At 45.3% G+C, this 12955-nt stretch carries 16 protein-coding genes and 1 pseudogene; 16 read left to right on the forward strand and 1 reads right to left on the reverse strand.

Going from position 1 to position 12955, the window contains the following annotated elements; translation table 11 throughout:
* Positions 1 to 340 precede the first annotated feature (340 nt).
* The 16 genes from OQJ86_RS01205 (at position 341) to OQJ86_RS01280 (ending at position 12647) form a co-directional block, all read left to right on the forward strand.
* On the forward strand, positions 341 to 748 hold the full coding sequence (locus OQJ86_RS01205) for a YscW family type III secretion system pilotin (protein ID WP_063345223.1): 408 nt from the start codon (positions 341 to 343) through the stop codon (positions 746 to 748).
* Between the two features lie 600 nt (positions 749 to 1348).
* The gene (locus tag OQJ86_RS01210; RefSeq protein WP_038876013.1) at positions 1349 to 2209 is read left to right on the forward strand and encodes an AraC family transcriptional regulator; all 861 of its coding nucleotides are present in this window, start codon (positions 1349 to 1351) and stop codon (positions 2207 to 2209) included.
* Positions 2210 to 2352: 143 nt separating this feature from the next.
* On the forward strand, positions 2353 to 3333 hold the full coding sequence (locus OQJ86_RS01215) for a T3SS regulon anti-activator ExsD domain-containing protein (protein WP_042600950.1): 981 nt from the start codon (positions 2353 to 2355) through the stop codon (positions 3331 to 3333).
* Positions 3334 to 3345: 12 nt separating this feature from the next.
* Positions 3346 to 3774 (forward strand): YscB family type III secretion system chaperone, encoded by a 429-nt coding sequence (locus OQJ86_RS01220; RefSeq protein ID WP_042600948.1) that lies wholly within the window; start codon positions 3346 to 3348, stop codon positions 3772 to 3774.
* On the forward strand, positions 3774 to 5645 hold the full coding sequence (gene sctC, locus OQJ86_RS01225; protein WP_265985333.1) for a type III secretion system outer membrane ring subunit SctC: 1872 nt from the start codon (positions 3774 to 3776) through the stop codon (positions 5643 to 5645). Before OQJ86_RS01220 ends, sctC begins: the two co-directional genes overlap by 1 nt.
* Before the next feature lie 5 nt (positions 5646 to 5650).
* On the forward strand, positions 5651 to 6952 hold the full coding sequence (gene sctD / locus OQJ86_RS01230; RefSeq protein WP_045424032.1) for a type III secretion system inner membrane ring subunit SctD: 1302 nt from the start codon (positions 5651 to 5653) through the stop codon (positions 6950 to 6952).
* A complete protein-coding gene (locus tag OQJ86_RS01235; protein WP_038876021.1) occupies positions 6939 to 7145 on the forward strand; it encodes an EscE/YscE/SsaE family type III secretion system needle protein co-chaperone in 207 nt (68 codons plus the stop codon). Before sctD ends, OQJ86_RS01235 begins: the two co-directional genes overlap by 14 nt.
* A 16-nt stretch (positions 7146 to 7161) precedes the next feature.
* Positions 7162 to 7410: a type III secretion system needle filament subunit SctF gene (gene sctF / locus OQJ86_RS01240; protein ID WP_005426103.1), complete on the forward strand. Its 249-nt coding sequence runs from the start codon at positions 7162 to 7164 to the stop codon at positions 7408 to 7410.
* 3 nt (positions 7411 to 7413) lie between these two features.
* On the forward strand, positions 7414 to 7770 hold the full coding sequence (locus tag OQJ86_RS01245) for a YscG family type III secretion system chaperone (RefSeq protein ID WP_038876023.1): 357 nt from the start codon (positions 7414 to 7416) through the stop codon (positions 7768 to 7770).
* Positions 7770 to 8432 carry a YopR family T3SS polymerization control protein gene (locus OQJ86_RS01250; protein WP_104027803.1) on the forward strand — a complete coding sequence of 221 codons (663 nt, stop codon included), beginning with the start codon at positions 7770 to 7772 and terminating at the stop codon, positions 8430 to 8432. The genes OQJ86_RS01245 and OQJ86_RS01250 overlap by 1 nt, the downstream gene beginning before the upstream one ends.
* A gap of 8 nt (positions 8433 to 8440) precedes the next feature.
* The gene (gene sctI, locus OQJ86_RS01255; protein ID WP_005426285.1) at positions 8441 to 8785 is read left to right on the forward strand and encodes a type III secretion system inner rod subunit SctI; all 345 of its coding nucleotides are present in this window, start codon (positions 8441 to 8443) and stop codon (positions 8783 to 8785) included.
* 32 nt (positions 8786 to 8817) lie between these two features.
* On the forward strand, positions 8818 to 9549 hold the full coding sequence (gene sctJ, locus OQJ86_RS01260; RefSeq protein WP_416236438.1) for a type III secretion system inner membrane ring lipoprotein SctJ: 732 nt from the start codon (positions 8818 to 8820) through the stop codon (positions 9547 to 9549).
* Complete coding sequence (gene vscK, locus OQJ86_RS01265; RefSeq protein ID WP_038876026.1) at positions 9542 to 10207, forward strand: SctK family type III secretion system sorting platform protein VscK; 666 nt, start codon at positions 9542 to 9544, stop codon at positions 10205 to 10207. Before sctJ ends, vscK begins: the two co-directional genes overlap by 8 nt.
* On the forward strand, positions 10186 to 10821 hold the full coding sequence (locus OQJ86_RS01270; RefSeq protein WP_265985345.1) for an HrpE/YscL family type III secretion apparatus protein: 636 nt from the start codon (positions 10186 to 10188) through the stop codon (positions 10819 to 10821). Before vscK ends, OQJ86_RS01270 begins: the two co-directional genes overlap by 22 nt.
* A gap of 209 nt (positions 10822 to 11030) precedes the next feature.
* Positions 11031 to 11462 carry a CesT family type III secretion system chaperone gene (locus OQJ86_RS01275; protein WP_265985347.1) on the forward strand — a complete coding sequence of 144 codons (432 nt, stop codon included), beginning with the start codon at positions 11031 to 11033 and terminating at the stop codon, positions 11460 to 11462.
* Positions 11463 to 11465: 3 nt separating this feature from the next.
* A complete protein-coding gene (locus OQJ86_RS01280; RefSeq protein WP_265985349.1) occupies positions 11466 to 12647 on the forward strand; it encodes a VopS family T3SS effector adenosine monophosphate-protein transferase in 1182 nt (393 codons plus the stop codon).
* Here OQJ86_RS01280 and OQJ86_RS01285 read toward each other — a convergent pair.
* Positions 12644 to 12955 (reverse strand): annotated as a pseudogene (locus OQJ86_RS01285) (IS5/IS1182 family transposase); the annotation flags it as partial. The gene OQJ86_RS01280 and the pseudogene OQJ86_RS01285 sit on opposite strands and share 4 nt — an antisense overlap.

Below are 12955 nucleotides of genomic sequence, written 5' to 3' on the forward strand. Positions count from 1 at the left end.
ATTTTAAGGGTGAAATTATGGGAAGTGCATTTGAATGTTTATCAATATTGGTTGGATTTTTTTATATAAACGTTTTTTCTATAAGGTTAATAAACAAGTTATTGATGGTGTTGCTTATATCCTTAGTGCATATAAATTTCGCTTATATAATGTTTGATTATGTGCTTGGAACTAATGTCAAATTTTAAAACAAAGTAAACCCAGTGCCATTAAAGACGTTCTTATTTTTGAGAATTTAATTTTTAATTTATATATAAAATATAGGTTGATCTTTTATATATTTCTGTACCAGAATTGCGACTGTCATTTTTAATAAAAAGATAAGTAGATAGAGTACGCAGTGAAATCTAGAACGCTTATTGGGTTGTTAAGCATTTTGCTTTTGAGCGCTTGCACTCACACCAGTTCCTTAGAAGGCGGGTTTGCGAGTTCTTCCCAAGCCGTGCTGTATGGGTGGGTTGCTTTTGATGAGTATATTGCTCCCGTGAGTACATCGGTTGATATTGATGTATGCCAAGTGACTGCAGAACGATGTATTACTGTCGCAAAGCAGACGTATCAAGGGGTTCAGCTACCTGTGCAATACTCTTTTGTTATTGCGCCGATTCAAGCTGGAAAAGGCGAAATGAAAATCCGTGCCGTGTTACGTTCTCAAGGAAAAATCATAGCCAGTAAAGAAGAAGGCTATATTTTTACGCAAGGCAGAGTACATAAGGACTTAAAACTAGAAGCTTACAATAATAACTAGAAAAGTAATCGTTTTCATTTTTTCTATTTTAATAAAAAATTAAGTTGAATGAAGCGAATAATCCAGTGCTTAAACCCTAATTATTATTGGGTTTAAGTCATCGGTTCAGTGCTTCTTTATATGAATATCAGTTGCACTTACTGCAATTTTTATGTTTATATCCCCCGCTTCTGAGAAGTTGGCTAGATAGAATGGTTTAAAAATAAACACTTCGTTTTTTGTGGAAATACCAATATTAATGAAAGTAGGCTTAAATATTAGTACTTTCATTTATTCTAATATAATAAGAGCTTTGGTTGTTTGAGTATCACTAGTTATAAGTTGAACTTTAGCAAAAGCTTATTAATTCTCGAGAATATCACACAACAATATCGAGACGTTTTTCCAAGATTATTTTTTGCTGCTACAGGCAGTTTTTGAGCTATTTATAATTTATTCGGGGAGTATGGTCGTGCTATCGCACCTATGCTCTTTTCTTTGCTTCTTTAATTGACATCGTTTTGATTACACATCCGCGTGTACGTTTTCGTATTGGGTGTGAGTCAGGCTATGGCATTTCTCTAGTGGGATTAGAGAAATTAGAATTATGAAGGGTAGAAAATGGATGTGTTAGGCCAACTAAACACAGAAAGGGTCAACTCGCTATCGCGAAAAATCCATAGTGCTTGCTACTATGAAAAATACGATGAAGTATTTCATTCTCGCCAGTCTCACATTGTTGTCGTTCACAATGGACAATTGAGAGTTCAGACGGGGGACTGCACGTTAGATGTGGTCGCTGGTTGTGGGGTGTATCTCTCTCAAGGGGATTACTTACTAGAATACACGCCAGTAGATGGCCAATATACGGCGTCAGTGATCGAATTCGACAATGAACTTGTCAGTCAATTTTTGCAAAAGCACAGTGATTTACTGATGTCGCTACCAAAAGTTGAGAACGTTCAGTCTGGATTGTTCCCGTTTACTTTCAATTTGTTGATAGAGCAGACCTTATCAGGGATGAAGACTCTAGAAGAGCAGTCTTATCCTGACACCATCATGCGCTTAAAATACGAGGAAATGCTCATCTTATTGCTCCACGGTGAGCAAGGTGAGAACCTGTATGCGTTATTATCACAGCTGACCAACAAAACCTCAGACAGACTGCGTCGCTTTATGGAACTCCATTACCTGAAGGAGTGGAAGCTGACGGACTATGCTCAAGAGTTTGGCGCGAGCCTGACGACGTTTAAAGAGCTCTTTAATGAGCACTATGGCGTTTCTCCTAGAGCGTGGATCAGTGAGCGCCGTTTGCTGCATGCCCATAAGTTATTGCTTACCAGCAAAATGAGCATTGTCGACGTCGCAATGGAAGCGGGCTTTTCTAGCCAATCTTACTTTACGCAAAGCTACCGACGCCGTTTTGGAACGACACCAAGTCGTGTACGTTCTGGGGATGAACAAGTCGCTATTGCTAAGTGAAATGTCTGACGACTAAAATTTTCTGACTAATTTTGAAAGGCATCAACTGGCGTAAACTCTATTATGCTCAGCGTAACAACGAACAAAACTATTACCTCTACTTCCTTCTGGATTGTTCGAAGTAGATGCGGAGAACAACACCAATGAAAAAGCTGCATTGGCGACGCCGTTCGCTTTTTCCTAACAACATTGTGACGCAAAGGAAGGTCACTGTATTGCAGAGAGGCGCAAGATACGAAGGTTTAACCCAATCATCGCAAGTGCCCAATGTTGTTAATGTCAATCACCGACAACTGCTTAGTGAAGACGTTCTGAGTTCAGAACAATTGTCTTTACTACAACGTTTGCTTGACCGCAATGTCGTTGATTGCTTATGTGCAAGCCAAGTGGTGAAAACCTATCAAAGGTTTGGTACCTCTTTAGACCGGTTTGCCATGCGCCTCTTTCTCGAGGTGGGTGGGCAACTGAGTGATAATCACGTGTTGAGCTCTTTTGAGCAAAGGCTGGATTACATTAACAGCCGATTAGGGTTTCGCTTCAATTTGGCGTCACCTAAAACGCTGATTCTTTCAATGTATTTAACCCTGAATGAATGGGTGAACCGAAAGACAGATCAGACGGTGTTACATGACACCATAAAGCTAGAGCAGTTGATCAATCAGCTGAGTATTCAAAAAGAGTACTGGTTGAGGCTGTCGACAGAAGAGAACAGTGCGATTTTTGCAGAGCAGCAATTGGCATTGATTCAGAGTCAGCAGATTGAATTGTATGAGCAGCTTGATGTTCTCAATGAACAACAAAATCAGGCGGTTGAATCCCACCGAGCCATGGTGGAGGAGTGGAAGCCAACGCTTGATAAGCTCAAAGGTTTATCTCAGTACGGTGAGACCTCAGATAAGTTTATCTCTGAATGGAAAGTCTGGTGTGACGAAGCTCGAGTGCAAGCGCCGGAACTCAACGACGTGTGGGACGCTTGTGACCTTGTGTACAGCGACTTAAATGCGGTTGCGAAGATTTGGCAGTGGTTTCAAGACATGCACACTGTTGGCAATGTGGATCACTACTATTTTGATATTCAGAGTAACCAGTGCGGTCAAGCTTGTAACCATCTCAGCCAGATATAAATAGAGCTAAATATGTTAGATCAAATGATGAAATCCCTCGCGGCAACGCTTGGGGTTGGGGGGTTTATTGCCTCAAATAATGGTTCCTACGATATTGAAGTCGACCAGATGCTGCTTAACATTCGGCAGCATTCATCATGGGTCTTGTGGGAAACCGTGCTCCCATTTCAGTTTGAACAGCACCTCGATTACCAAAAAGAGCAGACGCTCAAACATTGTATGCAGCTCTCTTTGAAGACACTGCGCGACACGAGCAGCACACTGACGGTGAATGATAACGAGCAGTTGATTGTGCAAGGAAAGATGAATATGGAAAGCGTTACCACAGAAGCATTATGCGCCCAGCTCTCCCAGCACGTGAATTTGGTGGAGCAGTTTAGTGGTGTGCTAGAGCACCAACGCGTTAACCATACCGTCAGCCACAGTATTTGGATTCCATAATGCTTGCCGTTTTAAAAAAACAACTACGCCGACTTGTTTGGTCTGTTGCATGTACTTTGAGTTTGTTGACGGCATTGCCTTTACACGCATCAGAGTTGAATTGGCCTGATCAGCCATTTCGTTACTATGCGGACAACGACTCTTTAAAAGAATTATTGAATAACTTTGGCGCTAACTATCGTGTTTCTGTGTCGGTCAGTGACAAAGTCAATGATCGAGTCAGTGGCCGATTTACGCCAGAAGACCCAGCCGAGTTTCTTGATTATCTAGCACAGGTCTACAACCTGATGTGGTATTTCGATGGCGCGGTGTTGCATGTGTACAAAGCGACGGAAACCCGTTCACGACTGTTACAGCTTGAACTTCTTACTGCCCGTGAGCTACGAAGTACTCTGATATCAACAGGGATTTGGGACTCTCGCTACGGTTGGCGTGCGGCAGAGAACAAAGGACTTGTTTACTTAGCGGGGCCACCTAGATACGTTGATTTGGTTGTGCAAACGGCCGAAGCGCTGGAAAGCCGATTGGTTCAAAAGTCGAACTCTACCGATGAACTGTTTGTTGAAATTATTCCTTTGAAATATGCCTCAGCGACGGACAGAGAAATCACTTATCGCGATCAAGCGGTGACGGTGCCGGGCATTGCATCGGTATTAAGCCGAGTATTGTCGGGTGTTCAAACTCAGATCAAGGCAACCAAAGAGAGTGAAGACGCGGACATCAATACGGCTGCAACCACGACGAAGAATGTTTCTGTACACGGCGGTGCGTCGGTTGAAGCAGAGCCAGGTTTAAACGCCATCATAGTGCGTGATACGCAAGCGCGTCTGCCTTTGTACCGCAAGTTAGTCGCTCAGTTGGATCAGCCACAGTCACGAATTGAAGTGGCACTCTCTATTGTCGATATCAGCGCGAACGATTTGAGCCAACTGGGTGTGGATTGGCGAGCGGGTATCGAGGTCGGTAACAACAGTATTTTAGACATCAAAACCACGGGTGACGTTGATGGTGGTGATGTGACGCTAGGTAGCGGGCAGACTTTTAAGTCACTGCTTGATGCGACCAACTTAAACTACTTGTTGGCTCAAATTCGTTTGTTGGAATCTCAAGGTAGCGCTCAAGTCGTGTCTCGACCGACTTTGCTAACTCAAGAAAACGTTGAAGCGGTCCTAAACAACAGCAGCACGTTCTACGTCAAGTTGATTGGTAAAGAAACTGCAGCGCTTGAAGAAGTGACCTACGGCACCTTACTGCGTATCGTCCCACGCATCGTCGGAGACCGATTTGTTGAAAGACCTGAAATCAACCTGAGTTTGCATCTTGAAGATGGTGCGCAAATTCCAGATGGCGGTGTTGATGATGTGCCATCTATCCGAAAAACAGAGATCAGCACGTTAGCGACCGTGAAGCAAGGTCAGAGCCTACTCATCGGTGGTGTATACCGTGATGAAATCAGTCATCAACTGCGTAAAGTGCCTTTGTTAGGGGACATCCCATACCTTGGTGCCTTGTTCAGAAGTACGACCGATACCACCAGAAGAACGGTGCGCATGTTCATTATTGAGCCGAGAATTGTTGTCGATGGCATTGGCGACAACGTGCTTATCGGTAATGAGTATGACTTGAGGCCGAAGCTCGGCACCTTGAACAATATTTCAAATAACAGTGTAGATCTGAAATCGGCACTCGCGCTCTACAGCTGTACATCTCAAGTACAAGCGGAGCGTCATCAACAAGATCTATTGTCACAGGGCAAACCTTCGCTGTTATCACAATGCGAGCTGCCTTCAGGGCAAAAAGGATGGCGAGTGCAAATCAAAGAGTGTGATGGCTCAGAGAATCATTGCGTTCGACCATTAGAGGAGCAATAGCCTCAATGCAGCAATGGAAAATTCGTATTCTCTCTGGTGTTCATGCCGGAGTAGAGGTGACCTTACCCAATGATTCATTGGTGTTGGGGAGCGATGACTTTACCGCCGATCTTGTGTTGACCGATTCGGACATCAAGGCGAGTCACCTTGTATTGGTATGCGATGGCGAAACCGTCTTACTGCGTGATTGCGATGAGGTCTCGATCAATAACGAGAGCGTTACCGTTGACGCTGAAGGGTTTGAATTATCGCGTAACGCATTGGTGTCGGTTGGCCGCTTAAACTTTGCGGTGGGACATCTTGAAGACGACTTGGTTATCGATATCACGACGGAAGCCGCGGATAAACAAGTGGCACCAGTCAGTCATAAACCGTCGTCAGGTTGGAAGAGAACGGTCTTGATCGGCTTGATGTGTAGCCTGATCCCAAGTGTGATATTTGCCGGTGTTTGGTATAGCCAAATCCGAGCCAGCGACAGCGATGCTATTACTGAAGCGGAGCCCATCGTTTTGGTGCGCAATATTCTGAGCGAATTAAAGCTCGATGATGTGCGAGTTGAATGGAATGCCACGGCAAGGCAAGCAGTACTGGAAGGGTATGTCGAAGACAGAACAGCAAAACTGCAACTGTTGGGAAGAATTGACGCGCTAGGGATCAACTACAAAAGTGACCTGCGAACCATGGAAGAGATTCGTCGCGGCGTGCGCTTTATCTTGCGTAACCTCGGTTATCACCAAGTCAAAGTTGAAAATGGTGAAGAGACCGGCACGCTGCTCTTAACGGGGTACATTGATGATGCGAGCCGTTGGAGCCAAGTCGAGCAGATATTAGAACGTGATGTCCCGGGGCTGGTCGCTTGGAAGGTCGAACTGCAAAGAGCGGGCGCCTATATGGATACGCTCAAAGCCTTGCTTGAAAAAGCTGAGTTATTAAAGAAAGTTCAGTTAGTAACAAGTGGCGATCGTATTGAAGTACGCGGTGAGTTGGATGACATCGAGACCACTCGCTTCTATGGCGTTACGAGGGATTTCCGTGAGCAGTATGGCGAGAAACCTTACTTGGTTTTGAAGTCCATTCCGAAAGTAAGCAAGGGAACCAACATCGATTTTCCGTTTCGTAGCGTGAACTTCGGTCAAGTCCCTTATGTGATTCTTACGGACAATGTTCGTTACATGGTTGGGGCACGCACCCCTCAAGGGTATCGCATTTCTAGCGTCACCCCAGCAGGAATAGAGCTTGTGAAAGGCGGGCGAGTGATCACGATCGATCTAGGGTATGAAGGTGGAAATACCAATGACAAATCTTGAACAACTACTACAAAGCGACTCAGGGCAGGAACAGAAAGAGGCCATTGTCCTCAAGTTCAAGCAAGCGCAATCTGCAGTTAAGCGCCAGCTCGATCTTGGCTGTGCCCCCCAAGAATATCAGTTGCTACTCAAACAGCATGAGGCGTATCAAGCGGCCTTAGCTGTGATTGAAACTGTCGAATGCAATAAATAAACAAGAGGCGATACCTATGTCATTTTACGATGCGAGTAACAGTGTTTATCTCGATGATGTTAAAGCGAAACTAGAAGAACAAGCAAAAGCGGCGAATGAAGCCGTGAATGAAGCGATCAAAAATCTAGAAACCAACGCTGATGACCCATCAAAGCTGGCTGAATTGCAGCACACGATCAACAAATGGTCGGTGGTTTACAACATCAATGCGACCACGACTCGTGCTATCAAGGATGTGATGCAGTCGATTCTGCAGAAGGTGTAAGTTATGGAAAAAGACATGCGTTTGCTGCTGGCCGAAACGGCTTTGATGGCAACTGGTATGCATCGCCACGAAGAGGCAGAGACGATTGCGTCTTGCCTTGAATCCCAAGGGGATACCGAAGAAGTCGTGGCAATGATTCGCTCTATGAGTTTGATGAATCGTGGTCGCTACGAAGAGGCGCATCGCCTGCTTGAACCGATGTGCGTGAACTCTCCTGACTTAGTCTGCTTAGCGGCTCTGGCGGCGGGTAAAGCAGGGTTAGCGAGTAAAGCGGAATCTTGGCTGGCGATGGCTTCAAAAGGCAGTGAAGAAAACCAAGCCTTTGCAACGAGCTTCTCTCAGGATATCAGGAACCTTTAATGAAGGTTGAAAACAACTCGCTCAACTATGTACTCAGTCAGGTTCAGCAGCCAGCCAGAGTTGATCTGCACGAGGCAAACAAGATGAACCGTTTGATGAGTGAAAGTGCATCAGACAACAGTGCATCAGACAGCAATTCATCAAACAAGAGCACATCGCCAGTGCAAAAAAGCACGGACATCGTCTCTCAGTCTGAGGCCAAAGTGACGGCAATTAAAGAGTGGTATGAAGCGCTCAAGAGTTCCGGAAACTTTAGCTCAACGGCACTTAGCCGCTCACTTGACGGAGCGCTTACTTCTCCAAGCGAGCAGAAAGAGGCGTTGTGGTATGCACTTAGCCAGGAAAGAAGCGTAAAAGGCACCGATAAAGCGTCACCAGAACTACTGGCTTCACTCGAACAAGAGTTACTGGGCAGCTTTTCAGGACGTTTGCTGGCCGATCCTCCAAAAGACCGTGAGGAGCTAAAAGTGCTGCTGTCTGAGCATTTCCCTCTGGGGGCGCAAAAAGAACAAGCACTTTGGCATAGCTGGGCCGAGTTAAAAGACATTCCTGATCAAGAACCATTGTTAGACATGGTTCGGGAAGAGTTGAGCTTTGTTATACAAATCAACTCGATGGTCAAAAACATGCTGACTTACAGCCACAAACTAGAGCTCTCATAGGAACGCAGATGATCAATACGCAGTACACCGAAGTCATGCAAACGAATCTAGAGCAAGTGCAAGATGCGCAAGCCCAGGATGGGCTTAGCGAACGTTTCGAGCAAGCGATGTTGGCCCCAGAAGGAAACAATGGTTTAGAAGGTGGTTTGTTAGAAAACATTAGTGAACTGAAAAATACCATCGATAACGCAAAAAGCAGTTTAACCGACAGCATGAAAATGGTGGGTGACGATCCTGCTCAGCTTTTGCAAATGCAATGGGCATTAACTCGAATTACCTTTCAAGAGGAGCTGATCGCCAAGACGGTAGGTAAAACGACGCAAAACGTAGAAACACTGTTGAAGGCACAGTAGTCACAATGAAGTCAGTCATCACAAGAAAAACAATGCGTGCAGTAAGCATGTTACTGGTTCTATTTTTGGTGGGTTGTCAGACCGAACTTTACACCGGAGTGAGCCAGAAAGAGGGCAACGAAATGTTGTCAATCTTACTTTCTGAAGGCGTCGTTGCCACCAAAGAACCTGATAAAGACAACACCGTCAAGTTGATGGTAGATAACGCACAAATTGCGTTTGCGGTTGATGCGCTTAAGCGCAAAGGTTACCCAAGAGAGCAGTTCTCTACACTTAAAGAAGTCTTCCCGAAAGACGATCTGATTTCGTCTCCGCTTGCCGAGCGAGCAAGACTTATTTACGCGAAATCGCAAGAGTTATCGTCCACATTGTCACAAATTGATGGTGTGTTGGTCGCTCGCGTTCACGTGGTACTTGAAGACCAAAATCTTCGTCCTGGTGAGCGCCCAACGCCAGCTTCTGCCTCGGTATTTATCAAGCATGCTGCGGATGTCGCGTTGGATTCTTATGTTCCTCAAATCAAGCTGTTAGTTAACAACAGCATCGAAGGGTTGAACTACGACCGTATCAGCGTGGTGATGGTGCCATCTTCGGAAGTTCGTGTGGCGTCTCAAGGTAATCAATTCGAAAGCATTCTGTCGATTCAAGTGACCAAAGACACCGCAAGCCATTTGATTGCAATCCTTGTTTTCTTGGTACTACTGATCATTGGCTCTAATGCAGCAACGTTTGCTTGGTGCCGCAGGAATGTGAAACGTGGTTAATTCCGAAACGCCGGCTTCCCAAATTCAGCATCAGTTTAACTATTGCCCTTGCAGTTATATTGACGAAAGTTGGGTAATGGAAAAACAGCCTTGGCTGTTAAAACTCCGAGGTTGGAGGGAACAGGCGGCCATCAATCAGTGGTGTATTGAAGACTGGGCGTTATCGCCAATTACGGATCATGCTTTTAATCATCCATACAACAGTCTGGCTTTACTGCCTGTAGAGGCAACAAACCGACTGCTGTTGATGATTGGTGGAGTCATGCATTGCCAAGCGATGCGCCAAGTGGTGCTAAAGCAACCTAAACAGTGTCTTAATCAGGTCTTTGGGGTGGATGAAACGCGTTTTTTGATCCAACAAGGACCGATGATGATTTCCAACTGGCCTAGCGGTTGGCAAAAGCCACTGCCAAACAGCCTCGATGAAAAAAGCTTTGAAAAGACAGCCCGAGAGCTGGGGTATTTATGGGTCACGTTCTTACTGGTGAAGTCACCATCAGAGTTAGTGCAACGATGGCAGTTTAAGCTCGATCGTCAACTGACGCTGACGGATCACAGTGCTGATTGGTTGGATGACGCGCATCGCGATCTCGCATATCGACTTATCAAGAAAATCGCAAAACAGGTAATTCCTCAATGGTTTCATTTGTTGAAATAAAAACCGACAACTTGCAATTAGCGCCGGGCTTAAAAGTGCTCAAAGCAAAAGACTATGTGAGTTACTTAGATTCGCAGCATTTGGTTGAGGCGGCGCACTCAAAAGCAGAAAGCATCATTGCGAAAGCGGACGAAGCCTATGAGCTAGAGAGGCAGCGAGGTTATCAGGACGGCATCGATCAAGCGAAGATTGAGAACGCCGAAACCATGCTGGCAACACTTGCTCGATGCAACGAATACTATTTGCAGGTCGAGCAAAAAATGACAGACGTTGTGCTCGATGCCGTCAGAAAGATCATCAACAGCTTTGATGATGTGGATACCACTGCAAGTGTCGTGAGAGAGGCGCTCCAACTTGTCAGTAACCAGAAGCAAGTGATTCTGCACGTGCACCCAGAGCAGGTTACTGAAGTGCGGGAGAAGGTTTCCTCCATACTCAGTGATTTCCCTGAAGTGGGGTACGTTGAAGTCATTGCTGATGCACGTTTAAAAAACGGCGGCTGCATATTGGAGACCGAGGTCGGTATTATTGATGCGAGCATCGACGGGCAGCTACAAGCACTCAAGCATGCCATCACCAAGCAATTGAGCGAACGCCAGCAGATGCAGCCTTAACGCGTTTATTTTTGCACTCCGTAAGTCCAGCCATGCTGGGCTTTTTTTACGTCATCATATGCCTTGTTCTAAACGGCTTAAAATGAAAAAAAGCCGACCATATCTAGCATATTCCCCCATCCGAATTCAGCATAATCACTCCATCAGCCAATACTCTGCTCTTATCTAAACCGCAGAGATGTAAATACAAAAATAGGAATGTAAACCAGATGGTCAACGGATTTATATCGACCCTTCTAAACGACTTTGCAAAGCGTTGCCAAATAGAAACGCTGGAATTTGATGAAGAAGGCTGTTGTCGCTTAATTATTGATAACGAAGTGGCTATTACACTTCGAACAAATGAAGAGAAGCTGACGCTTATTGGCTTAATTTCCGGTGAGAAACCACAGCCCGATGTTTATTTTCAACACATGAAGGCGGCATTAACCAAAGATGAGCCCTACGTATGTTGGGATGAAGGTGCTGGCTACATCGGTTTTATTCACATTCATCAAACGATGTTAACCGAGACATATTTTGAAACGTCGATTGCTCAATTTGTTGATTGGTTAAAGCTGTCAGCAAGCCCGCAGGAGCAAGCGATGCAAGAACAAACACAGACAATAGATGCGTCTCAATTTGCCACACTAAGGGTATAAATGATGATTAGTTTTGGAAACGTAAGTGCGCTACAAGCCGCAATGCCGCAAGCGCGAAATGATATTCTCAATGAAGGCAAACTCAATGTTGGTGGCAAGGAATATAAGGTCGATGCAGATACGCAGCAGTTTGTTCGTTCAAACCCAAGTAATAGTGCAGTCGCTCGATTCTTTGAAGCAACGGGTAAGCTATTTAGAGAAGGCAACACAGACTCAGTAGCGAAAGCGATTACGAAATCGGTATTCGATAATGAACTTGGACAAGCTCAGCGCTTGCAAACCAGTTCTTCTGTTGAGCACGGTCAAATGCTGTTTAAAGATGCCAGCCTTAAAACGCCGGCCGATGTGTTAAATGCCTTTAGCCGACTTGATGCTCAGGCGATTAAGTCAGACAGTGGTGAACTTAACCAATTGGCTGAGCGCGCGATGTCAGAAGCGCTATTGGATACGAAATCAGGACAGGACTTGAAGTCACAAATTGGTGAGGGTTCAACAAAAGCATTAGCTGGCAAAGTTGTTAAAGCTTTTGGTGGCGGTGCGATGGGCGTGAAGAACAACCCAAATACCGCGATGGGCTTGGAAGTTGTATTTGAAACCGAGGTTAAGAACTTAAAAGCGGCACAAGCACATATTGAAGGTTTGGCAAACACAGATTTGAGTTCGGGTGTTTATGCCGATTCGCTAGCAGAAGAGAAATTCAATAAAACGGGCACGACGAACAATCTTGAACGCGCGGCGGCTTGGATCATTAACGCATCGACTTCGAAAGGAAACGATGCTGATAATATTACCGCGCTTCTTAAAGAATACGCGGCCAATGATAAAGACTTGCTGAACATGGATAACTTAAAAGAGCTTCATGCGCGAGCGGTGCCGAATATTGAAAGAGATTACCGAGGCCCAGCGACGGCTGGTGGCGCACTTCCATCAAGCATTGGTGGTGAAGGCATGCTAAAACAGCACATAGAGGGCTTTTTGAAAGAAAACTCAGTGGCAGATAAAGACCTTGTAAAACAGTTGTTTGCTGGTGTGATTGGCTACCATGGTTTCACAGATGGGAATGGTCGTATGGGACGTATGCTGTATGCGATTGCTGAGCTGAGAAATGATGCATTTACGCCTCTCGCGGCTTTGTTGCTTAATTCGGTTGGAAGACATGGCAGCCCAAAGTTGTTCAGTTATTAAGCAATATACTGAGTTTCAGGCATACCGAGCCCTGTGAGCTTATTCAGCGCTTTGATCATAGCGTAAGTCTCGCCAACTTGAGCGTTGTAGTTTCTCAGGCTTAATTTCCCACCTAACAACTGTTTCACTCTATACATTGCTGTCTCTGATAGCGAGCGCTTGTGATAACCATACCGTTGTTTCCACCTCTTGTTGGAGCCGTAGAGCTTCTGACAACCTACTGCTAAATTGCGAGGGTGTCCTTGTTCCCAGAATGCAGCCCCTTCTCGTGGTGGGATAAGCGCAACCGCTCGCTTAATCCGTATCGC

The sequence above is a fragment of the Vibrio sp. Sgm 5 genome (assembly GCF_026241575.1).
GTDB lineage: Bacteria > Pseudomonadota > Gammaproteobacteria > Enterobacterales > Vibrionaceae > Vibrio > Vibrio jasicida.